The organism is Arenibacter sp. F26102 (genome assembly GCF_023015865.1).
Taxonomy (GTDB): Bacteria; Bacteroidota; Bacteroidia; order Flavobacteriales; family Flavobacteriaceae; genus Arenibacter.
Genome location: NZ_JALKBC010000002.1, coordinates 337,457 through 362,428, shown reverse-complemented (window position 1 = coordinate 362,428; position 24,972 = coordinate 337,457). Strand labels below are relative to the sequence as shown.

Sequence of the window (24,972 nt, the reverse complement as noted above, 5' to 3'; positions counted from 1 at the left end):
CAATTTAATTCATGGGAAATCTATCCCTGTCACCCAGATCACCATGTACATTTATAGCAATCAATGCCAAAATGGCGATTGCCAAAAGTACAACGATCAAATAAACAAGCCATTTTTTAAGGTCTATCTTATCAATTTCTCCAAATGAAAATTGCAAACTCCTGAATCTGAGCAAAGCGAAAATAAATATTATGTTCATCACATAAAGATGATGGTTAAGGTGCATTTCTCCCCCAAAAATTCCTGTCACGGCATAACTCATAAAGGCATATGCAATAAGCATGGTAAAAAACGTAACCAAAACATCCTTTTGCGTGAATTCTTCTTTTTTGAATTTCCAAAAGATGATAACCAACATTGCAAGCAACGCTAATAACACCATTAAGGTACTTGTAGAAGCAATGGACTCTATATTGGGCAAACTCTCCAAACGTCTAGCAATATGGCCATAAGTCAATGATTCCCTGTAAACGATTAATGGAATAAAGAGTACCACAATCAACAATGCCGACCAATTTTCCCATTTTTTAGGTCTAGGAATTTCTTTGGGCCATTTGGAACTAAATACGCCATAAGCCATTCCAGATCCACCGAAAAATCCAATACTGTATTCCATAACGTTCCACATATTAAACGGTATTTCCCATGTATTTCCCAGTACCTGTAAAAAATTACCAAAGCTAAAACCAATACCTCCACCCAACATAGAGAATAAGGCCACTCTAATGGCCGAATTTCTATTTTCCTTGGCCATATACCACAACATGGCCAGCCCGGCGCCAAAACACAGGGCCCAAGCCTCTGATCGCGGAGGTGTCATTTTGAAGCCGATCTGCTCCACCAAAAAATAATAACCTACAAGTCCGCCAGCGATCATCAGGGAAAGCAACTGCCCCCACTTAACCCTTTTACCTTCTGTGGAATCCAAAGTTAAACCTACTAGCCCACCTCCCAATAACCCAAAAAGTCCGCCAATAACAAAGAGCATTCCAAGTCCGTAATAGGCGTTAATAAAGTTGTCTGCAAAACCATAACCAACTACCACTCCATAACTGATCATACCGCCTGCTCCCCAACCCACTGCCGATGCAAAAGCAATTAACATCATTTTGTTATACCAATCCTTTCGCCCCGAAACAAGTACTAAGGCAAGGCCACCAATTGCCCCTGCCCAGGCAGCGCCTTGTTCGTGTCCAAACTGACCACGTATAGCCCAGGCTGTGGCGAGTGCCATCGCAACGATCAATATTGGTATTCCTATTTTTTTTGTTTCCATGACTTTATCCAAGATTATTTTCTTCTTTTTATTTCCACAGTTTCAATTTCATCGCCGTTTATGTCCGTCACATACAAAAAGGCGTTTTTCTTATTGATCTGCACATTCACAAAATGTTCTATTTTGCTGGATTTTTTTGTTTCCGGAAGATCAAAATCTATGTCGTACAAAGGAGCTCCGGCTCCGGCAGAAGTAATATAATGCACCCCATTCTTAAATGCACGATGGTAATGATGATCATGACCGTTCAAGAACACCTGAACATTGTGTCTTTCAAAAATATCGCCCCAAAACTTACGGGTCTGTTCGGCTTCTGCCTTTCTGTTTTTCATGGCGCTATACAATGGCTTATGCTGGAAAATAAATACAAAACCCGCTTCCTTATTTAATTCTAAAACGTTTTCCAACCATTCTTTATGGGTATTAAAATACTCTGAAAAGGCACTTTGCCAGAAAGCGTCACTATTCTTTTCGGAGATAAAATCCGGTTCGGAAATTTGCTTGCCCTCACTATCCAAAACAATAAATAGGGCATCGCCTACCGTGAAATAGTAGTATTTTTCATTGTTGGGCAAATCGAACAAATCGTAATAGTAGGGCGAATCCTTTTCGTGGTTGCCCAAAACGGGATAGTAAGGTGTATTTTTCATTAGCTCCTTGTTAACTCCAAAGAAGGCTTCCCAATCGCTAATAGACCGCCCATTGGCCACCAAATCTCCTGAATTGATGATAAACCTTGGATTAGTCTCCATAATTTTGGCCACTATTTTTGCATGCACATCGTGCCTATTCCTGGAATCGCCGGTAACCGCAAAATTAAAGGGCATTATTTCATCGGGATAGGTGGTCAATGTCCCCTTACCTTCATCAGACCCATCATTTAGCACATCATATTGATATTCGGTATTTGGTTCCAATTCTCCCAAATGTATTTTATGGTGTCTATACTCCGCTATTGTTTTAACGTTGCCATCCTTATCTGTAATTGTTGGCTCACTCTCCAAAGTTGACCAGCATATGGTGGCATCCTTGGTACCCATTTGCTGAATATAGGGCCCAAAGGCTATTTTATCCTTTTCTTGTGCAACACTAATTACACTGATAAATAAGAGGAATAAGAACAACACTTTTTGCATGATTTTAAAATTTATGGTTCGGAACAAATAATCCGACATTAGAAAAAAATTATTAATAACTGGTGCTAAGCCCAAGAGCAAGTCCTGGTCCCTATAAGGAACCTACCAAAGGGTAGAGGTTGTTTAGCGCAAACCCAGCCAAAAAAGACGGTATTGGTTTAACTTTCACATTGCAATTAACCTTCGGCTTTTTTAAAATACGGGTCTGTCGAATAAATTTCTCCGGGGAAAGCCCACGGAGCATTTTAAAGGAACACGTTTTCAAACTTTAGCCATTTACTAACGAGACAAGTCTCGGGGTATTTACCCTCCTAGAATAAAAAGAGGCAGCCCTTACGGAATGCCTCCTTTTACACAGTTGCTAAACTAATTCAAATAACAAATTAATACGGTTTTCCAGTGCCCTGTAACAACCACATTTTAGACCAGGCACTATTATTACTGGCATCGTCTCCCTTAAATGACGTGGGTTCCAATTTATCTATAGCGGTCTCAACGTTTGGATTGTTATCTATCTCATCTATATTATAATAAAAACGCAACGGCAAAGCTTGTCGTTTGGATGCAGGCCCTGATTGTAGGTCGGGAAGACCTGTTCTTCTATAATCGAACCAAGACTCAGAGGCAGCAGTCCAACTGGCAATCCATTTTTGATCTATAATATCGGCATAACCGGTATAGGCAGCAGGACCTGAAATATATGAAGTATAATCACCTTCCACTCCCCAGGCAGCAAGGGATTGTTTGACACCTTCATTGTAATACTGCATTGCTGTTCCTCCTATCCAACCTTTAAATGCGGCTTCAGCAAGGATAAGGTTGACTTCAGCAGCCGAAATCAATCTGGACTGAAGTAATGGGCCACTTGCTTCCTTATAAATTTCGTTTAATTGGGAAGCGTGCAAGTTGGTAGCACCTTGATTGGTGTTTTTACTTAAATTATAAGCCATACCAAAAGTCATTCCTGGAGGGTAACCTACGTATTCCATGTCATAATCTACCGGATAACCTACCCCTTCGGGAGACTCATATGTATCCACAATATCTTGAGAAACATATCTTATTCCATCCACGGTATTGTCGGTTCCATTCGGGGCATCGGGTACCAATACGATAGGAACAGCAATTTCAGCTGCCCAAACATCCAATCTTGGGTCATTTAACTCCTGCAGTTTATCTACTAAAGGCTTTCCCATTTTTAACCTAAAATAGCTTCCTTGCGGACTTGCATCAAAATTAACGTTCGATGGCCATGCATCAGCACTGGTATTACCTATATAGGCCATATTGGCATCATCCGAGGCCTGCAATATCAATGGAAATTGCTGAGGATTGTTAATTATTCCCTTGACCCCTTGCTCAGCCCAGGAAGGATCTTTAGCCGAAAGACGCATATAATAGCGCAGGGAGATGGAATTGGCAAATTTTCGCCATTTAGCAACATTTCCACCAAACAGTATATCCTGGCTTTCGTCTATACCGGCATAGGAACCTTGACTTCCAGATAACAAGGTGTTTGCAGTTTTTAAGTCGGATTGAATACCCTCATAAATTGTTTGCTGATCATCAAACTCAGAATCAAAGTACTCAGGTCCTTCGTCTCCACGCAGTGCTTCCGTATATGGGGCATCTCCCCATAGGTCGGTAATAAGCCCGAACATGTAGGATTTCATTATTAGCCCCACTGCACGATGAAAGTCCAAGTCACTGTCCTCTGCCTTTTGGATCAGTGTTTTGCCATTATACATAATCTGGTAATATCCTGCCCAACTCTGGGAACGATTATTCCAATCATAAGCATTATGGCCACTAGACCAACCATCCTTTTGGGTGTGCTGCATTACTCCTGCCAAATCCCCAAATCCTAAATTAACAACAGTCTTTCCTACCCCATTAATTACAGTAGGAACCAAAAGATTAGGATCCACATTGTCCCCGCCAATCTTGTCCGGGTTTACATTCAAATCTTCCAGACCATGGCATGATACGGTTAATATAACACCCAATATCAGTATTGTAAGTTTGCTTTTTATTTGATACATCTCAATTTCTGTTTAAATTTTTATTAAAATGTCACTCCAATCTTGATTCCAATAGGAGCTAACCAAGGCTCCACGTTGTAACGCTCTATACCCTGTTTAAACTGAGTACCTCTACTGTCCTTACCCGTTTCTGCCTGAAATGCTCTTTCCGGGTCTATCCCAAAATTAGAATCCTTGGTCCAGAGCATTATATTTCTGCTGTACAACGAAAAGATTACGTTACTTACCCCAATTCTATCTACAAATTCCCTGGGTAGATTGTAGCTCAATGAAACCTCACGAAGTTTTATATAATCCGCATCGAACATATTTGGTGTCCCCAAATCCCATGGATTCTGAACGGAGAATGGTATAAACGAGGTGCCCACATCCCCAAGGTTTTCATTTTCCAATATAAAGTTGCCTTGAGCATCGTAAGTCCCTTGAACACCAGGACTAAAAATACCATCATAAACGGTGCGTCCACTCAAATTTTCCGCGAATCCACCATTCCCTGGAGTTCCTCCTACAGATAGAAAATTTTCACCAAAAATTAATTCATCCGCATGATCTAGGACCCACTGTTTTAGTTCGGGTCCAGGTTCTGAAATCCCGGGATTCACCAAACTGTTCAGAGTCCTATTAATATAGCCATCATCTCCTAAATACCTAGAGGTTTGTGACATATACTGTCCTCCCGAACGCCAATCGAAGGTCATGTTAAGTGTAAAATTCTTATAGGATAGTGTTGTTTGCAACCCCATGATAAAATCTGGGTTGTAGTTGCCCACTTTCACCCTATCTTCTGAGGCCGTCCACTCAGCATCTTCCCCACTTCCGAGAATTGGATAATTATAATAAGGAGAATTTACATCGGTCACCCTTCTGATCATAGGGGAATAGATATTACCGACCAATCCATCCTCACCGGTTGCCGGGTCGGCCACATACCCTCTGGAAACACTCTTATTCTCATCCCAAAATTGAATATAATCGACTCCATCCGCTAAAGCAGTAATTTTGGATTCATTAGTAGTGAAATTGAAGTTGAGATCCAAATTCCAATCGTCAGTTCTTATAGGGGTCAGGCCAAGGGAAAGTTCATATCCCTTGCTTTCCAAGGTACCTGCATTGATGCCCACACTAGAACTTCCGGAAGAAGGCGATATAGGAACACGAATGATCTGGTTCTTATTTTCAACAATGTAATAGGTACCAGAAAAGCGCACCCTATTTTTAAACATAGCCATATCCATACCCAATTCCCAGGAACGGGCTCTTTCCGGCTCAAGGTTCGGAGTATTCAGGGAACCTGCCCCGTACATTATAGCATCTCCCCAATAACCGCCATTGTTATAATAAGTATCCAATTGATAAGGATCGGTATCGTTCCCAACCTCGGCATAACCGCCCCTAAATTTCAAAAGATCGACTTTTGGAATATCTATCAACTCGCTGAGCAAAAAACTCAAGGATCCAGAGGGGTAAAAATAAGATCTATTTTCTACCGGTAGCGTACTGGACCAATCATTCCTAGCCGTAATATCCAAATACAACATATCCCAAAACCCAAAATTGGCCAATCCATAAATACTGTTTATACCCCGCTCGTGAGAATAGCTGGAATATCGTAAAGATGTTGGGGCAATGTTATCTATAGTGAATAAGTTAGGCACTATAAGTCCCGCCTGGTTAGCTGATGAATTACTGATACCAGTTTGTTTCTGATACATTAGGTTTCCTCCTCCCGAGACAGACAAATCAAAGCCTTCAAATTTTTTGGCATAGGTTGCCAACAAATCTACGTTCGTCTCCAAACCATCGGATTTGGCGATACCATAGGTTCCATTGTTTGGTTCCCTACTATAACCCGGAGCCATTTTTGTATCCTGGGTCTGATTGAAATTGTTAATATTATAGCTACTCTTAATGGTAAATTCCGGTGATACGTTCCATTCCATTGCCATATTTCCGTAGAGTCTGTACCTAGAATATCCATTGTTAATCTCATTGGCCATAAACCATGGATTAGGGTAATCATCGGAAAAATTGTAAACTTCATTACCTGGAAGTTTGTAGTCCTTTATCGCCATAATATCAATACTGGGCGGCACATAATAAGCATTCTCTAGCGGATTGGTGCCCCTATTGGAAGCTGGTCTATTTTTAGCATAACTGTGTACAAAATTCAAATTGGTACTAAACGTAAGTTTATTATTTAAATTGGAAGTTGCGGATAAATTATAACTATTCCGCTGCATATCGGAATTAGGAATAATCCCTGTATTGTCCATAGTAGATACCCCAAACCTAAGGTTTAACCATTGGGAACTATTAGTAATTGCCAGACTATTGGTAGTTGTGATCCCTGTGTTGACAAAATTCTGAATATTATTTGGATAAGATTTGAGTTCCGTAGGGATTGCAACGCCATTGGCGTCCAATGGAGAATTCCATTGTACCGCAAAATAACCCTTATCCAATTCCGGTCCACCGTTTCCACCAGCAGGAATGGCATCGGGCATTATCATACTCCCACCTTCAGATTCAGGTGAATAAGACAAATAACCAGTTGCAAAACGGGATTGTGTATCAATAAATTTGTAAGGAATGTCAAAAACCGTATTAGATGTGAATTCAATCTTCATTTTTTCACCTGCTTTGGCTCTTTTTGTGGTAATCAGCACAACACCGTTCCCCGCACGAGTACCATAAAGTGCCGCAGCACTGGCTCCTTTTAATATAGTAACGTTTGCTACGCTCTCCGGGTCAAGATCGGAAATGGCATTTCCGTAATCAACCGGGTTTCTGTCGCCAAAGCCTCCAATATTATTGAGGGAATTCTCTATAGGAACACCATCGATTACAAACAATGGCTGGTTGTCGGAACTTAGGGAAATTGCACCCCTAATTACCATACTTACTGAAGACCCTGTGCCTCCTGTACTGTTAATGGTGACCCCTGACACTTTACCTGACAAGGAATTCACTACGTTAGGATTCGCAACACGGGTCAACTCTTGACCAACTACCTTTTCCACGGAATACCCCAACGACTTATCCTCTCGCTTTATTCCCAAGGCAGTAACGACCACCTCATCAAGCTCTTGTGTGCTGGGATTCATGACAACATTGATTATTGCTTGGCCATTAACACCAATCTCCTTGGTCTCGAATCCCAAATAGGAAAAAACAAGAGTACCGGTACCATTGGGCACATCCAAACTGTAAGTACCATCAAAATCGGTTATCTTACCTGTATTGGTTCCCTTTAAAATAATACTTACCCCTGGCAAGGGTATACCATCTTCTGAAGAGGTTACCGTACCCGAAACCTTCAGAAAGGTATTCTGGGCCGATACGGCATGACCAGCCATTAGCAAGGTCAAATAAAGTAAGGAACACATAAATTTCCTCACAGGGTCTTTTATAGAATAGTGTATCTCCATATTTAATATATATAATTGGTTATCTATTTGTAATCTATTAATAATTATTCAACAGCTTCAAAGGTCAATATAACGGCATTGGTATTTATACCAATTGCATCCTGTGAGGCCGCCAAAAACATGATCAGCCGCATGGATTTATCGGTGATATTCTGAATGATGACTCTGCGTTCAAAATCCAATAGGCCGATAAATTCGGACCCAGAAAAACTGAGCGTACTCACTCCATTAAAGGACACTTTCCCACTTGGCTCTATCGCTGAAGAAGTTTCAAAATTATCACTCTCTACATATGTGAAAGTAGAACCTGATTCGGGTACAAAAACACCCGTACAGAGTCCAAAATCAACCCCACCACCATTTACGATACCGGCACCCCCTGTAGTTACATATTGATAAAGATACCCGCTAAAAGCCGCACCATCCGCTTTTACATCGTGTGCGTAGCCGCCATCAAAATAAAAGGTAAACTCGTCCTCATAAATCTCTCCCATACCCAACCCAGATCCAAAAATACCGGCTGGCAAGGGGTTTGGAGCACCTGGAAAAGGAGTGAGCTCAGCATTGGCAAAGGCAAAGTAATCATTAGCTGAACTTCCGGAAGAAATCCTCCAGGTTTTACCACTTTCCGCAGTGGCACCTCCCGTCAACAATACATAAGGTGTAATATCCAAGGCCAAATTCACTTCCTTGGTAATTGAACTTCCATCTGCAGAGGTTGCTGTTAACTTGGCAGTGTAGTATCCACCATCGGAATAAACATGTACTGGGTTTTTCTCACTGCTGGTAGCTCCATCACCAAAATCCCAAGTCCAAGATGTTGCGTTATTGGTCAGCCCTTGGAAGGCTACTTTCTTTCCGACTGTACTCTGAAAAATATCAGCGGTAAAAGGAATATCCGAACTACTACTATCATCAGAGCTACACGAAGACAGAGATAACATCATTGAAAATAAAACTCCATACAGAAGTATTAGATTTTTTTTAGTCATAAATAATGGTTTTAAGTTAGTTTATATGTACCCAAAGATCCAATATTAAGAATTACCACTTACTTGTTCCTACTTGATAACCCTTAGTTAACGATTTGTTAATATTGCGACCATTAGATTGCACTATTACCAAAAATATATTTAAATTATTCAATACAATTCAGATATATTATTAAATATGCATTATATATTAACCCTCGATTTGATAAATTAAATATATTTTTGTGAAATAAGTCAATATTCTTATCAAGTTTTATGCATGCATAATAGGAGCATTTTTAACATTTAAATGTGAAGATTTATGAAAAATAATTCTTACGACGTATGTAAGGCCAGTCGGGTTTTTTTACTCATTCCATTTTTCATTCTATTTTCCCTTAATCTCCAATCCCAACAACTAATGGTTGGTGCGGCCAAACGAATAATTACGCCCAACCCTCTTATTTCGGTTTCTGGTGGTGTAGGGACTCCAAAGACCGCTACGGAAAAAAAAGGAGAACTATATGTTAGGGCCATGGTGTTGAAAAAGGGTGAAGAAAAAATAGCCATTGTTAACATAGATAACCTCGGATGGCCGGCAGCGCTTGGTAATAGAGCCAGAAAACTAATCAAGGACATTCCGTTCAACAATATATTAATAGGAGCAACACACACCCACAGTGCTCCAGATGCCTATGCCTTTCCTGACGAAAAAGGAAATTTTGCAGCCGATTTAAAATACCTGGATTGGTGTGTAAACCAAATTGCGGATGCGGTGAATGAAGCTTCAAAAAAATTAGAACCGGCAAAACTAAAAATTGCGGTGGGCGAAGCCAAAGGAAAAATAGCCTACAATTATTACGCCCCGGAATTGTACGATCCAAGATGCGGAGTAATACAAGCCTTGGGAACCAAAGGAAAAAATAAGGACCTGCCCATTGTTACATTGGTAAACTATGCAATACACCCAGAGGTAATAGGCAGCGATCGAGGAATTTTAAGTCCAGATCTTATTGGACCATTATATGATCGAATTGAGACCAAATCTGGCGGGATGGCACTTTTTATGAATGGTGCCCAAGGAGGAATGGTTACCGCGGACAATAGGTTGGACAACAAGGCTGAAGCCAATGATTGGGAAGAATGTAAGCGCATTGGAAACCTTTTGGCAGATGAAGCCCTAAGAATCATTTCCACTGCTGTCATCCAAGAGAATCCTGAACTATATTGTGCCTCCAAACAGGCCGAATTCCCTATAGATTCGGAAATGATGCGTTATATTATTAATAATTCCCCTTTAAAAATGGGTGACTCGGACAGTGCCCTGAGTACAACCCTGAACCTTTTGAATATTGGATCGGCCCAAATACTTACGATTCCTGGAGAAGCCCTACCCAATATAGGTTACTATTTAAAAAGAAATATGCTCACGGAACATCCCTTCCTTTTTGGATTGACCAACGATGCCTTTGGTTATATATTGACAAAGGAAGATTTTAATAGTTTTAAAAAGTACCAGTATGTAAGTAGAACAAGCCTAGGGGAAGAAACAGGAGAAATCCTCATCGATAACCTATTGACCCTAATCAAAAACAGTCCAAAACCTAAAAAGTAAAATAATTGCTAACTTAACAAAATATCTTCATGAATAAATTGCTTTCTTTTTTCTTAGGAATGTCCTTATTATTTATATCCTCCTGCAAGGACAATTCAAAAAAGTTGGTGGAAAACATTGCCCCAACTGTCGAGAAAGTAACTCCTACAACTGCATTACAGAGTTACTTAAACAATAATGACCAGACCTATAAATGGGAACTAAAAGAGAATTATCCCATAGGGGATATAACAGCCTATGAGCTATTATTGACCTCCCAAAAATGGAGGGAACATGTCTGGACCCATGAACTGACCATTTTGGTACCCAAGGAGGTTGCCTATGACGGCGCCCTTCTTATGATAACAGGCGGAAGTACAAAAGAGGGCATACCCAATTGGTCTTCCAATGAAGAAGACAAGAAATCGATTAGTTTTGCCCAGGTAGCGGCAAAGAACAAGGCTATAGTTGCTATTGTAAGGCAGGTTCCCAATCAACCGCTTTATGACGGCCTAACGGAAGATGAACTTATTTCCTTTACCCTGCACAATTACAAAAATGATAAGGACCTAACATGGCCTTTACTATTCCCAATGGTAAAAAGTGCCACTAGGGCTATGGATGCCGTACAGGAATTCTCGAGTAATAAGCTGCAAAAGGAGGTTACACGCTTTACGGTAACGGGAGCTTCCAAAAGGGGATGGACCACCTGGTTGACCGGGGCAAACGATAAGAGGGTAGAGACCATAGCCCCAATGGTAATAGACGTTTTAAATATGCCCGTTAGTTTGGATTACCAAATTACGGCTTGGAACGAATACAGCGTACAGATCAATGATTACATTAATTTGGAAATCCCACAAACAGTAAGATCAGAGGACGGTGAGGCCCTAACGCAAATGGTAGACCCCTATTCTTACAGAGCCAATTTAACAATGCCAAAATTAATATTTATCGGCACTAACGATGAATACTGGCCCGTAGATGCTATAAAGAATTATATTAATGATATTCCTGGTGAAAACTACATTCATTACGTACCCAATGCCGGTCATGACCTAGGTGGCGGTGAACAGGCCGTGAGGGCTCTAAGTGCCTTTTGGGGGAAATCGCTAAACAAGACTCCTCAGGCTACCTTGGCCTACGAGCTAACAACCGACAAAAAATCGGCTACCCTAACGGTCAAAACTACCTCAGATGAACTTGAAAATGCCTACATATGGTCTGCAGATTCTTCAGATAGGGACTTTAGGGACGAGGAATGGACCTCAGAAAAAATAGATTCCAAAGACCATGACCATATTCTACAGCAGGTAAAGTTCCCTAAAGGTGGTTTCAAGGCTTTTTATATCGATCTGGAATATGCCGATCCCAATGGAGGAAAATACACCAAGAGCACTAGAATGTATGTAGCGGACGACGATGAAATCCTTTAGCAAAAAACGGATATATTGGTTTTCAGGGATTTTCGCCATTCTTTTGTTACTGGCTTTTACCATCATTTACGCCAGTGATACCAGCGAAAATTTCCCCGTGAGTGAGTACTACGATTATGATAGGGCGATACCCCTGAAGGATACCATTACGCTTTTAAAGGATACAACAAATTACACCCTTTATCATGTTTCCTATAATAGTGTGCACGATAAAAACGTGACCGGTCTGTTAAGTGTACCCAAAATTGGCACCTCTCCCCTACCCGTAATAATTTTAATGCACGGCCTGGGAGACAACAAAAGTGTGGATTATGTGGCCTATGGCAACGATCTTTTCCTTAAAAACGGTTATACGGTGCTAAGGATCGATTTCAGTCAGCACGGGGAACGAAAAAATGACGTTTATGATTTTAATCTGACCGGGACTTATAAAAACTGGAGTAGGGACATTATCAGTCAGACCGTATTCGATTTAAGAAGGGCTGTAGATTTTATTGAAACCCGTGAAGGATTGGATGCCCAAAGAATTGGATATTACGGCATAAGTTTAGGTGGAATTACCGGTACCATTTTTTGTGGTGTGGACAAACGTATAAAAGTTCCCATAGTAGCTTTGGCCGGTGGACAATTGAATTTATTGTACGAAAAAGAGGCCCTTTCCAAAAAGGCGAAAGATTTTGTCAGCATCATTGAGCCTTTAAACTTTGTGAAAGAAATTACTCCCCGTCCCTTCCTAATGCTAAATGCAAAAAATGACGAAATAGTACCCCCATTAATGAGTACCTTACTTTTTAATGCCGCCAATGAACCCAAGGAAATTATATGGTATGATGCCAAGCATAGGGATGCCCCGTTGGATATAATTTTTGGGGACGGGCTCAATTGGTTTAAAAAATATTTATGAACGCATACATCAAAAAAAATAATAAAATGAAAAAGTCATATCCAATCTCCCTATTCATGAGCCTATGTATGGCTCTCTTGTTAATTAATTGTGGGGAAAAGAAAAAAAATGCAGATGCAGCCATTAATTCAGAAACCACGGAACAAAAGACATTGGCTGTGGCCAACACTTGGGCCGAAAAATTGGGATGGCCGGCCGGAAAAAAGGTAATCATGCTGCACGCAGATGATATTGGGATGTGTCCAGAAGCAAACATAGCCGCCAAGGAACAATTAAGCAAGGGGCAAATACAATCCGCTGCCGTTATGATACCTTGTCCAAATGCCGAAGAATTTATCAATTGGGCAAAGGAAAACCCAGCAATGGATATTGGCCTTCATCTTACCCTGACCAGTGAATGGAAAAAGCATCGTTGGGGCCCTATTACCCCGGACGCCGAAGTCCCTGGATTATTGGACCCAGAAGATAAACTATGGCGGAGTGTACCAGAAGTAGTACAACACGCCACTGCCGAGGAGGTTGAAAAAGAAATACGGGCCCAAATTGAGCAATCCATAGCATGGGGTTATAGACCAGACCACATAGACACCCACATGGGTACCTTATTCGGCCATCCCAGTTATGTAAAAGCTTACATTAAGGTGGCTCAAGAATACGGTATCCCGGCAAACATCATTGATATATCGGTACCGTCTGTTTTGGCCGAATTTAGGGCCAAAGGCTATCCAATGGATGATTCGGTCGTTAAAATGTCTGCAGAATACACATTGCCCAAACTGGATTATTTTACGAGTGCACCAAAGGCAGCTACTTATGAAGAAAAACTGGAAAGCTTTAAAGAATTGATAAAATCCTTGAAACCAGGTCTTACAGAAATCATTTTCCACCCCTCCGTTGATACCGATAACCTAAGAAGTATTACCGGATCATGGCAACAAAGGGTTTGGGAAACGGAGATTTTTGCAGACCCCGAATTAATCAATTTTTTCAAGGAGGAAGGAATTATTTTTACCAATTGGAAAGAAATCATGAGTCGATTCAATTCCATGAATTGAATCGAGCACTAATTATATACTCATAACCCGAACATTCAAAGATACTCTGGCTGTTCAAGTCCACTATCGTTACACACAATAGTGGACAACCAAGAATTCGCAATAATTCCCAAGAATGCGATCTCTACTGGCCAAAGGAATAATTAAACCCTACTATTACAAGATCAGTGGTCATGTCATATCCCACTTCGCTTCCTGGGATAGCCCCGGTAGGGTTGGTGTCCGCGTTCCATGGACCTCCAGCGCTATCAGGCGTTGGATTTAACAAAGGGCCAGTTGTTGAGCCACTACTAGTTCCATGGTGATAAGCAAGGTCTAGGCTCAAACGCTCAGATATCTGGTAGCTGAGGCCAAACTGAAATGCATTTTTAATGACCGCGGTGGCGGGTGAGGACATGAAAACAAATTCTTCCTGAATAGGGTTTTCACTATAGGTATACCCTATACGCAATGGCAATCTTTGGATACCCTTATATTGAAGACCCGTAGAGATGACAGAGATACTCTGCCATCCGAACCCTTGTACAGCCCCTGTAGGAAATCCTGCGAAATCCCCACTTTCTGCCAATTGCCAACCCGACTTTCTAAAGCCATCCGTATTTTCATAGTCTATAAACCTGTAATCCAGGGCATAATCAAAATCCCCTTTAGAATAGCCCAGTCCTAAGGAATAAATTGCCGGATAGTCCATATTAAAATCTACTCCAGGAGCCTCGGTTCCGTCCAAATAGGTATTGCTAAAACTAAAGTCATTGAAAACTTGTTTGGATTTATAAGAAGCACCCAACTTCAATCCACTTCCAGAATCGTAAAAAAGGCCCAGCTGTGCCCCTATGCCAATGGCGTTGGCTTTATCACTATTGGGATAACCTAGGGACTGACTAGGTGCAGCCAGTGGGTTTGGGCCAATTTCCAAAGTAGCATAATTAAAATTGGGTTGTATCCCCAAAGAAATCTTGTCTGTTAGCTGATAAGTATAGGCAAAACTCACCTGAAGTAAAGCATAATCCGATTCTATACGGCCAAACCCGCCTGAGCTCTGTGGCATGGTTATAGGGTTGTTCTGACTTTCTGGGAAAGTAACACCAAAACCGGAAACACCAAAAGCAGAGATTCCATAGGTATGTTTGCTTTCGGCCTTTCCCCATACATAGGCTAGGGAAGGCAATACAGAGACACCGCGGTCATCGCCCGTAGAACCGCTGAAAGGCCCATTTTCTGTTGGAACGGTAGATGAAATGGAAGGGTCCGAAAAAAACAAACCTCCATTAACTGACAGTATCTGTCCGTCAAAAGATGAGAGTGAGGCGGGATTCCACAATAAAGCACCACTAATATCCAACGGTTGAGCTGTGGCAGCACCACCCATGGAGGTATTAACACTTCCAACCCCTTGGAGCACATGGCCTACCTGCGCCTGCGTTTCTGAGCCGAATATCAGTAAAAAAAATATTAGAAAGAGTCTCCTTAAAATTCCAGAAAAGCTCCAAATGTTACTTGTTAATTTATGCATTTTGATAGTTGTTTAAAATTCTACTTCAAGCCTTTCTTGGGGCCCTAATAACCAAGCGCAAAACTACAAAATAAAATCTATAGGACTAATAGGTTAATAATAAATTAACTTGGATATACCCGTGGCATATGTAAGGTCTAGAAAGCAAAACTCAATAAATGGGTAAAAGAGAAATAACCCATATGAACACCTCCAACTACACCTAGGCATTAAGGCTTAGCCACATGACTTTTACCTCTACCCCAGTCCATGACATAAAAGCAAGACCATTACAGGATTAATATTTATGGCACTATAACTACACTATATTAATGCAAAGGTGGAACTAACAGTGTATCCTTTCCTGTCTTTTTAGGACAACAAGCTAAAAAGGTGCTTCAAATTTCAAATATTCTAACACTTTTAAGAAAAATGTAATCATATAATCACTTTTTTGCTAAAATATAATGTAAATCAAATAAAATTTAATAGGGAAAATAACTTTTAAAAAGTTTTATTTGTGTGTAACCCAATTTTGCATAAATGATAATGATTTTCAATAAAACCTATTGATCATGAATTCTACCTCTGGAATAATCCTTGCCGTTTCCTTGATCATTATAATGTTCGGAATGGGCCTATCCTTGACCGTATCCGATTTTAAGAGAGTGGTAAGCTATCCCAAGGCCATGATCATAGGTCTCCTCTGTCAGATGTTGTTACTGCCTTTAATTGGTTATTTTATTGCTATTTCCCTAAGCTTGTCCCCAACAACAGCCATAGGCATTATGCTATTGGCAGCCTGTCCAGGAGGACCAACATCCAACATGCTGTCTTATTTGGCCAAGGGAGATTTGGCCTTATCAGTTTCCCTGACTGCCGTGTCGAGTATTTTGTCCATTTTAACCATTCCCTTAATTGTGCAATTTGCCTTGGAAGAATTCTCCAACAAAAGCATGGCCGTCACTGTTGATGCCATAACCATGGTAAAACAGTTATTGGTAATAGTGATCATCCCCGTGGGAATCGGGATGCTTATAAAAAGTAAATTTGAAGCATTTGCCAACAAAATGGAGAAACCTGTTAAGATAGCCTCTGCCATAATTTTTATTTTGGTAATCATTGGGGTAACAATCAGCGTCAAGGACGTTTTTATGAGCTATTTAAGTGAGGCAGGTCTACCAGCTATACTGCTAAATGTAAGTACCATGACCATAGGGTTTTTAATGGCAGTCCTGTTTAAACTAACAAGACCACAGGCCATCAGTATTTCCATTGAAACAGGAATCCAAAACGGGACTTTGGCGATAACCTTGGCAACAATAGCCCTGAACAATGCAGAATACTCCATTGTACCGGCCATTTATGGTTTGTTAATGTTCATCACGGCCACCGTAATTATTTTTATCAGAAAACCTCTTGGTGTAAAGGATGAATTAAGTTTGAAAAAAGACACCCTCAATTAATCTTCGCACCCATAAGATGAGAAAAAATCAATTCATTGTAGTCCTTATTTTATTCATCTTTTTTGTCATTTCCTTCCTTACCAATATTTTAGGGCCATTAATACCTGATATTATCACGGATTTCAAGGTTAGTTTAACGATGGCCGCTTTATTGCCATTTGCTTTTTTTGTTGCTTATGGCGTGTTTTCCATTCCCTCGGGTGTAGCGGTAGAAAGTTATGGGGAAAAACAGGTAATGTTGGCTGCATTTTTGGTCTCCTTTTTTGGTGCTATTCTATTTTCTATGTTTCCCAATTTCCCGATAGCCCTGGTATCACTTTTTTTAATAGGATCGGGAATGGCAATGTTACAAGTGGCTATAAATCCATTGCTGCGCGTTGCTGGGGGTGAAGAACATTTTGCCTTTAATTCTGTAATGGGACAACTCGCATTTGGACTGGCCTCTTTTATTAGTCCTTTCCTTTTCTCATATCTGGTACTCAATCTGGAAAACTATTCTGGTCCGGACAATTCCAATTTTATAATCAATACGTTTCACAACATTGTGCCAGAAAATTTGCCATGGGTTTCCCTGTACTGGATATTTGGCATTATCTCACTGTTCATGCTCATTTTCATATATCCTATTAAATTACCCAAGGTAGAGAGGAATGAAGACGAAAAAGCCGGTACTTGGGCCACGAACAAGGAGTTATTTAAAAACAAAAAAGTGCTCTTATTTTTTATGGGCTTGTTCGCCTATGTTGGTACCGAACAGGGTGTGGCCAATTGGATGTCGCAATTCCTATCCGAATACCATGGTTTGGACCCAAGGGTAGAAGGGGCCGGCGCCATTTCCTTGTTTTGGGGTCTATTAACAGTAGGCTGTATTTTAGGGCTACTACTTTTAAAATTTATGGACAGCAAATTGGTTCTGAAATTATTTTCAGGGGCGGCCATCTTAAGTTTGACCGCTGCACTTTTCGGCTCTGCACAAATTGCCGTTGTGGCGTTTCCCTTAGTAGGTTTTTTTGCTTCGGTTATGTGGTCCATTATTTTCTCCTTGGCATTGAACTCTGTAAAAGATAACCACGGAGCCCTCTCTGGCATTCTCTGTTCCGGAATAGTGGGCGGGGCCATAGTACCACTTATTGTTGGGGCAATAGGTGACTTAGTTGGGTTAAAAGGCGGTATGATCTTTTTATACCTGACTTTAGGTTTTATTTTTAGTATTGGATTTTGGGCCAAACCGCTGGTAAACAACAAAACAATAAGTCTTAAAGAGCTTTTTGGCTCTGGAAAAATATCGGAACCTTAGGTAAATTAATTATGGACAAAAGAATAGTACATATTTTATCGATATTCTTAATAATTGTTGGGTGCAAAGCTAAACAGTACGATATATCCCAACCTCCCAAAGGCTATTCTAGCAATACAACCCTTAAAATAGCTTATGCCACCGGTGCCTTAAAACTCATAGAGACCAGTTATCCCCTTCCAGAATCTATTAAAGAATATAAAGACGTGGTGTATAAAACCGCGGATACACTTTCGTTAAAATTGGATGTCTACCATTACAAGGACATTAAGGAAAATGCCCCCTTATTGATTTTTGTACATGGTGGAGCCTGGAAAAAAGGTAAAAAAGAAGATTATTGGCATTATTTAATCAGTTATGCCAAAAAAGGTTACGTTACTGCTACTGTTCAATATCGTTTAAGTGGTGTCGCCAAATATCCTGCACAATTGAACGACGTGGAAGACGCCATTATTTGGTTAAAGCAACATGCCAATGATTACCATATCAACAATAAACAAATTGCACTTATTGGAGGCTCTGCAGGAGCTCATTTGTCTATGATGACAGCCTTCACCAATACCGGTGCAAGCGAAACCAAGAGCGAGAATTCTCCCAAGGTACAAGCCTTGGTAAATATTTACGGCCCATCCGACCTTACTACGGAAAAAGCCAAAAATGAGGGTTCCGTAAAATTCCTGTTCGGAAAGACCTTCGAAGAGGCCCCTGAGTTGTACAGACGGGCCTCACCATTATTCCTAGTATCGAAAGATGCTCCTCCAACACTTACTTTCCACGGTACCTTGGACGAACTGGTACCAGTGGCCCAATCCGATCGTTTGCATAAAAAATTACAGGAAGTTGGCGTTCCATCCTATTATCACAAATTAAAAGGATGGCCCCATACTATGGACATAGCCGTTAAAGTAAATGAATATTGCCAGTATTATATGGATGATTTTTTCGAAAAATATGTCCCATTAGTGAATTCATTAACAAATAAATAGAAACCAAAAATACAAATCATATGAAACTGCCATTAATTTTATGTTCCCTGATTATACTATCTTGTAAAGGAAAAATGGATAAATTACCTGAAGTAGTTCCATTAGATCATCCAGCTATCTTGGAACAGGAATTTGTTTACGAAATAGAAAATGCACTTACGCCAGAATGCCATGCCTCTACCGTTGAAGTGAGCAATGGAACCGTTGTCTCCTCTTGGTTTGGTGGGACGGAAGAAAAGAACGACGATGTTGGAATATGGGTATCGCGAAAAACAGGCGGCTCATGGTCTACCCCTATCGAAGTTGTTAACGGCGTACAGGAAGATGGTACCAGATATCCTTGTTGGAACCCAGTACTCTTTAAACCAAAAGGCCAACCGTTAATTCTATTTTACAAGGTAGGACCTAGTCCTACTGAGTGGTGGGGACTATATATGACCTCTGAGGATGATGGAAAAACCTGGTCCAACCCTATAAAACTTCCAGATGGCATGCTTGGACCTATAAAAAATCAACCTATACAATTGGCAAGCGGTGAAATACTCTCGCCATCCAGCACAGAAGATAATAAGGAAGGTTGGAAGATACATCTCGAACTTAGTAAGGATAACGGAAAAACATGGTCCAAAACACAAGCCCTTAATGATGGCAAAGAATTTGGAGCCATTCAACCCGTGATCCTTAATTATGGAAATGGAAAATTACAGCTATTGAGCAGAACTGAAAATGAGGTAGTCACAGAAAATTGGTCTACGGATTATGGCAGTACTTGGAGTAAAATGACAGCCACTTCATTACCCAATCCCAATTCTGGCATTGATGGGGTAAGCTTAAAGGACGGACGACAATTATTGGTATACAATCCCACAGGTAAAAATTGGGGTGATCGGGTGCCTTTAAGTTTGGCCTTGTCCAATGACGGTAAAAATTGGAAAAGGGTGTTGGACTTGGAACCGTTAAGGGAAAACACGGATAAGGAAGGAGAAGAATATTCATACCCCACTATGATACAGGCTCCGGACGGGAAGGTGCACATTGTTTATACCTGGAACCGAAAAACAGTAAAATATATCGTTATAGATCCACAAAAACTTAAATACTAACAACGATGGGAAAATGGTTAAGGACCTTGGTTAAAATTTTTGGAGCACTTATCCTGCTCCTAATTCTACTTTTCTTTTTAGCGACCAGCACTATAGATACCTCTCCATATTTTGAAACACAATATTACAGAAATACCATTGAAAATATAGAAGAGGCAGTTAAAAATAAAACAGAAGCCAAGGGATCCTTACTTGCTGGATTTTCAAGGATAAACATTACCCCTAAAATTGTAAGTGGAATTCCGGACCCGAAAAAAGGCGAATTCAATACCATTAAAATGGCCGGTTATGGTGATGGTAAGATTGCAACGGGTGTTCACGATTCCCTTTTTGCAAAAGCTATCGCCATAGATGTCAACAATGAGTCCATCGTTCTGATCAACGCGGATCTCGTAGCCATACCCGAAGATGTTGTAACAAAAGTCACCGAAATTTTAAGAGGAAAAATAACAAGGAAACAACTTTTTTTTGGCGCCACCCACACCCATTCCAGTATTGGCAATTGCATGCCTGGCTATGTAGGCAAAAGTTTTGGAGGTGAATATCAACCAGAAGTGGTTGCATGGCTTGCCCAAAATTTTTCCGATCTTATTTTAAAGGCTTTGGCAGACAAACAACCGGCCCAGTTTTCGTCGGGTTATATTAAGGTTCCCCATTTGGTCCGAAACAGGATAATTGGAGAATCTGGGCGACTCAATGATAAACTAGATCTTTTATCCTTTATTCAGGAAAACGGCAGAAGGGCCAGTATTGGTGTTTTTTCCGCCCACGCTACTGTAATAGGTACTGATAATGAACAATACACCGGAGATTATCCGGGATACTTTCAACGTCATTTGGAAAAAAATGGCGTTGACCTTGCTCTGTTCTTTGCTGGAACGGTGGGCAGTCATTCCAATAAAGGTATAGGAAAGAAGTTTGACAAAGCGAAATACATAGGGGAAACCCTTGCCGATTCGGCCCAAGTGGCCATGAACAAAATGGAACATTCTGGGAATATGGATTTAATGGCGATATCCACAGAGATTGAAATTCCAAAATTACAGTTCCTATATATCTCTGACCGTTTACGACTTTCTCCCTATTTAGGAAGGAAGCTGATCCCCAAAATGAATCCGGTTCATGTACAGGGCCTTAAATTAAACAAGCTCGTTTGGCTTGCACTGCCATACGAACTTAGCGGGGAGTATGGCTTGGATTTAAAAAACGCCTTGGAACTGCAGGGATATAATTCCGTGCTCAGTAGTTTCAACGGCCAGTATCTGGGTTATATAGTACCGCAAAAATATTACTATTATGATACTTACGAAGCCCGTTTAATGGGATGGTATGGGCCCAGTATGGGCGATTACCTAATGGAACTAAATTTTAAAATGGCTAATGCACTAACGCAAACCAAGCTATAAAACTACATGCAATGAAAACTTTAAAAAAGGGGTTAAAAATAATCGGGATATTGGTCATTTTACTCCTGTTGATCGGAACATCCATAGTGATATACAATTGGCGTGACCGCCATCCAAATTATACAATAGATCTAAAAATAGAAAATAAAACTCCTCAACCCATAAAGGCCGGATTTGCCAAAAAACCTATTACACCCACTATAGTGGATACTTGGAACGATGCTAATGGAAACAACAAATACAGTAAAGATGAAGGTGACACCTACAATGACAACAACAACAATGGAAAATTCGATGCCTACTGGATAGCCGGAATGAGCAATGCCAAGCCGGCACAGGGGGTCCATGATGATGTGTGGTCCCGTGTCATGGTCATCGACGATGGCAAAAGCAGGATCGCTATGATTTCTATGGATGCCATTGGTTTTTTACATGGCGATGTGATCGATATAAGAAAGCGTATCCCTGCCGAGCTGGGAATAGATTACACCTTATTATCCTCTACCCATACCCACGAGAGCAATGATCTTGTAGGCATATGGGGAGAAAATATTTTCAATTCTGGAGTAAATCCTGAAATGATGGAATATGTGAAATCCCAAACTGTTGCTGCCATTACGGAAGCCGTTAATAATTTACGCCCGGCAAAACTGGTGTTCGCCGAAGATCTATCCGGTGAAGACGGAAAACTTATCAAAGACACCCGAAAACCAATCGTAAAAGCGACTGGAATACATTTAATGCAGGTCTTGGATGCTGAAAACGATACTACCTTGGGGACTATCATAAATTGGGCCAATCACCCAGAAACGCTATGGTCCCAAAATCTATTGATCAGTTCCGATTTTCCGCATTATATACGTGAAGCAATGGAAAATGGGGTATACAATGGAAAAGAATTGGTACATGAAGGACTTGGAGGTATCGCCATTTATTTTTCAGGAGCCATTGGTGGCCTTATGGCCCCCCACCCTTCTCTGGGTATTCCAGATCCCTTTACTGGAGAAGAATATTTTGAACCCACTTTTAAAAAAACCAAAGCGCTTGGAGATCAAATTGCACTAATGTCCTTAGCTGCCCTAAAACAAAAAGGGGACACTCTAGCCAATTCCAATATTTCTTTAAGGGCAAAAACCATAATGGCCCCTTTGGACAATACTACCTTTAAAATTGCCAGTGGTATTGGTTTGATTAAAATGGGTATGCCAGAATATTTTAAATCGAGAACGGAAGTGGGCGCCATTCGGATAGGCCCTGCCTTCTTTTTAAGCATTCCTGGAGAAATATATCCAGAAATTGTTTATGGCGGAATTGAAGCTCCGGAAGGGCGCGAATTTGACATCCAGCCCATGGAGATACCTCCACTTCAGGACTTAATTACCGACAAGTACAAATTCTATTTAGGACTTTCCAATGATGAAATAGGGTACATTATACCCAAAAGTGAATGGGATACGGGAAAGCCATATCTCTACAATGATGAAGGGGACACCTATGGGGAAGAAAATTCTTTGGGACCAGAAACCGGGCCCATCATTTACAAGGCTTTAACGGAAGTTATACAAGACTTAAAATAACCGGAAACAAAGTTATTTGTAGCGGACCTGCAATGTTTCTTACAACATTTTCTTTCAGAAGTCCATGGATGGTGGGATGTAAGCTTGAATTTCGAAATTATTTCTTTTCAATACCCTATAGATCCAATTTTTGATCAATTTCCCGTAACTTTAAGGTTCTGTTATGCCCAGCGCCATTTTTTATGTATACCATCATAGATATAGAGACTACCGGAAACGGAATAAAAGGTAATAAGATTACGGAGATTTCCATATTCAAATTTGATGGTTATGAGGTGATAGATGAGTACACCTCCTTGGTGAATCCGGAATGTGAAATTCCATACTTTATAACCGGTCTAACCGGAATTGATAACAATATGGTACGCAATGCCCCAACTTGGGAAGAAATTGCATCAAACGTCTTGGAAATGACCCAAGACACCATATTTGTGGCACATAGCGTAAATTTTGATTACAACATAATCAAGCATGAATTTCAGAATATTGGTATTAGTTTTTCCCGTAAAAAATTATGTACGGTACGTTTGTCCAGAAAATTGATTCCAGGTTTAAATTCCTATAGTTTGGGCAAATTATGCACCTCCCTAAATATTCCGTTGACCGATCGCCATAGGGCAAAAGGGGATGCCCAGGCAACAGTACTTTTATTTCAAAAATTGCTAAGGACCAATGGTGCCGAAAAGGTTTTTAAATCTTTTCTAAATGCCCGCTCCCAAGAAGCCACACTACCACCATCATTACCGAAGGAAATATTTGAAAAATTACCAAATTCTCCTGGGGTATATTATTTTAAAGATAAAAAAGGAACCATTATCTATGTTGGCAAGGCCATTGATATAAAAAAGAGGGTATTGGGCCATTTTTATGACAAGGCCACCAAAGAGATCCTTATGTGCAAGGCAACACATGATATAGATTTTGAATTATCGGGCAGTGAGCTAATTGCACTACTAATGGAATCTGCCGCAATCAAACATCATTTCCCATTGTATAATCAAAGTCAAAAGCGTACTCCACAAGAGTATGCCATTTTTTCTTATGAAGATAGAAACGGTGTACTACACTTAGCCTACAACAAATTAAAATTGACACCCAGGCCATTATCCACATTTAACACCATTACGGAATGCAGGTTATTTATGGAAGAACTTTGCAAAGCCTATGGGCTATGTCCAAAATTCTGCCATTTACAGGGGAATATATCTAGTTGCTCCCATTACAGCATAACCAGTTGTAGCGGTATATGCAGGGGAACGGAATCCCCTACCGACTATAATTCCAAAGTAAAAACGGCTATTGATGAATTAGAGGCCAAGAACCAAAATATCGTAATCAAGGAAAAGGGAAGATATAAAAAGGAAGAAGGTTTTATTTTGGTTATCAACAACCAATATAAGGGCTACGGATTTATACCAAAAAATGAACAGGTAAATAACGTAGGCGACTTGGAAAACTTTTTGGAACTCCAAAAGGAAAACATGGACACTAAACGAATCCTTTCTTGGTATTTAAGAAAATACCCAAACAAAGCAATTCATTTATCCCCTATTTCAATACAATAAAAAGGAGCCGGGAATTATCAAATGAATGATATTCCCGGACTATTTTTTCTTTCCACTGTTCATTAACATCAATACTGCAGTAACCAAACCAACACAAACGGCGCCAAAAACAGAGATCATTATGATCCCGTTGCTCCAATTCACTAAAGGTAAGTATTGTAAAATCATAGGTATGTATTTTAGATTGAGTAGGCTAAAATATACACAAACGAAATTTTAAAATATGATAAATGTCACT

Annotated in this window: 18 protein-coding genes; 11 read left to right on the top strand and 7 right to left on the bottom strand. The window is 40.4% G+C overall.

Annotated elements, in window-relative coordinates; genetic code table 11:
- Positions 1-4 precede the first annotated feature (4 nt).
- The 5 genes from MWU78_RS04090 to MWU78_RS04070 form a co-directional block, all read right to left on the bottom strand.
- Entirely contained in the window at positions 5-1,276 is a 1,272-nt protein-coding gene (locus tag MWU78_RS04090) for a hypothetical protein (protein WP_246995247.1), read from the bottom strand.
- A gap of 14 nt (positions 1,277-1,290) precedes the next feature.
- Complete coding sequence (locus MWU78_RS04085; RefSeq protein ID WP_246995245.1) at positions 1,291-2,412, bottom strand: metallophosphoesterase; 1,122 nt, start codon at positions 2,410-2,412, stop codon at positions 1,291-1,293.
- 383 nt (positions 2,413-2,795) lie between these two features.
- Entirely contained in the window at positions 2,796-4,454 is a 1,659-nt protein-coding gene (locus MWU78_RS04080) for a SusD/RagB family nutrient-binding outer membrane lipoprotein (RefSeq protein ID WP_246995243.1), read from the bottom strand.
- Between the two features lie 23 nt (positions 4,455-4,477).
- On the bottom strand, positions 4,478-7,882 hold the full coding sequence (locus MWU78_RS04075; protein WP_246995241.1) for a SusC/RagA family TonB-linked outer membrane protein: 3,405 nt from the start codon (positions 7,880-7,882) through the stop codon (positions 4,478-4,480).
- A gap of 44 nt (positions 7,883-7,926) precedes the next feature.
- Complete coding sequence (locus MWU78_RS04070) at positions 7,927-8,874, bottom strand: PKD domain-containing protein (protein WP_246995239.1); 948 nt, start codon at positions 8,872-8,874, stop codon at positions 7,927-7,929.
- A 301-nt stretch (positions 8,875-9,175) separates the two neighbouring features.
- Here MWU78_RS04070 and MWU78_RS04065 point away from each other — a divergent pair, with 301 nt between their 5' ends.
- Genes MWU78_RS04065 through MWU78_RS04050 form a run of 4 tightly spaced genes read left to right on the top strand, consistent with a single transcriptional unit; the run spans position 9,176 to position 13,842 of the window.
- Positions 9,176-10,468, top strand: coding sequence for a hypothetical protein (locus MWU78_RS04065; protein WP_246995236.1), 1,293 nt, complete (start codon positions 9,176-9,178; stop codon positions 10,466-10,468).
- Positions 10,469-10,497: 29 nt separating this feature from the next.
- Positions 10,498-11,883, top strand: coding sequence for a PhoPQ-activated protein PqaA family protein (locus MWU78_RS04060; RefSeq protein WP_246995234.1), 1,386 nt, complete (start codon positions 10,498-10,500; stop codon positions 11,881-11,883).
- Positions 11,870-12,787: an alpha/beta fold hydrolase gene (locus tag MWU78_RS04055; RefSeq protein WP_246995232.1), complete on the top strand. Its 918-nt coding sequence runs from the start codon at positions 11,870-11,872 to the stop codon at positions 12,785-12,787. Before MWU78_RS04060 ends, MWU78_RS04055 begins: the two co-directional genes overlap by 14 nt.
- A 26-nt stretch (positions 12,788-12,813) precedes the next feature.
- Complete coding sequence (locus tag MWU78_RS04050; RefSeq protein ID WP_246995230.1) at positions 12,814-13,842, top strand: polysaccharide deacetylase family protein; 1,029 nt, start codon at positions 12,814-12,816, stop codon at positions 13,840-13,842.
- Between the two features lie 124 nt (positions 13,843-13,966).
- On the opposite strand, the gene MWU78_RS04045 is transcribed toward MWU78_RS04050, so the two are convergent.
- Complete coding sequence (locus tag MWU78_RS04045) at positions 13,967-15,355, bottom strand: outer membrane protein transport protein (RefSeq protein WP_246995228.1); 1,389 nt, start codon at positions 15,353-15,355, stop codon at positions 13,967-13,969.
- A gap of 554 nt (positions 15,356-15,909) precedes the next feature.
- Between MWU78_RS04045 and MWU78_RS04040 the strand changes: the two genes are divergently transcribed.
- From MWU78_RS04040 to MWU78_RS04010, 7 genes are all read left to right on the top strand, one after another.
- Entirely contained in the window at positions 15,910-16,800 is an 891-nt protein-coding gene (locus MWU78_RS04040; protein WP_246995226.1) for a bile acid:sodium symporter family protein, read from the top strand.
- 16 nt (positions 16,801-16,816) lie between these two features.
- Positions 16,817-18,097: an MFS transporter gene (locus MWU78_RS04035; RefSeq protein WP_246995223.1), complete on the top strand. Its 1,281-nt coding sequence runs from the start codon at positions 16,817-16,819 to the stop codon at positions 18,095-18,097.
- A gap of 11 nt (positions 18,098-18,108) precedes the next feature.
- A complete protein-coding gene (locus MWU78_RS04030) occupies positions 18,109-19,083 on the top strand; it encodes an alpha/beta hydrolase (protein ID WP_246995221.1) in 975 nt (324 codons plus the stop codon).
- A 20-nt stretch (positions 19,084-19,103) separates the two neighbouring features.
- Positions 19,104-20,186, top strand: coding sequence for a sialidase family protein (locus tag MWU78_RS04025; protein WP_246995219.1), 1,083 nt, complete (start codon positions 19,104-19,106; stop codon positions 20,184-20,186).
- A gap of 5 nt (positions 20,187-20,191) precedes the next feature.
- Positions 20,192-21,592: a neutral/alkaline non-lysosomal ceramidase N-terminal domain-containing protein gene (locus MWU78_RS04020; RefSeq protein ID WP_246995217.1), complete on the top strand. Its 1,401-nt coding sequence runs from the start codon at positions 20,192-20,194 to the stop codon at positions 21,590-21,592.
- Between the two features lie 11 nt (positions 21,593-21,603).
- Positions 21,604-23,169 carry a hypothetical protein gene (locus tag MWU78_RS04015; protein WP_246995215.1) on the top strand — a complete coding sequence of 522 codons (1,566 nt, stop codon included), beginning with the start codon at positions 21,604-21,606 and terminating at the stop codon, positions 23,167-23,169.
- Positions 23,170-23,351: 182 nt separating this feature from the next.
- The gene (locus MWU78_RS04010) at positions 23,352-24,734 is read left to right on the top strand and encodes an exonuclease domain-containing protein (protein WP_246995213.1); all 1,383 of its coding nucleotides are present in this window, start codon (positions 23,352-23,354) and stop codon (positions 24,732-24,734) included.
- Between the two features lie 39 nt (positions 24,735-24,773).
- Here the strand turns inward: MWU78_RS04010 and MWU78_RS22365 are convergent, their stop codons facing one another.
- A complete protein-coding gene (locus MWU78_RS22365; protein WP_262482703.1) occupies positions 24,774-24,902 on the bottom strand; it encodes a hypothetical protein in 129 nt (42 codons plus the stop codon).
- Positions 24,903-24,972: the final 70 nt, after the last annotated feature.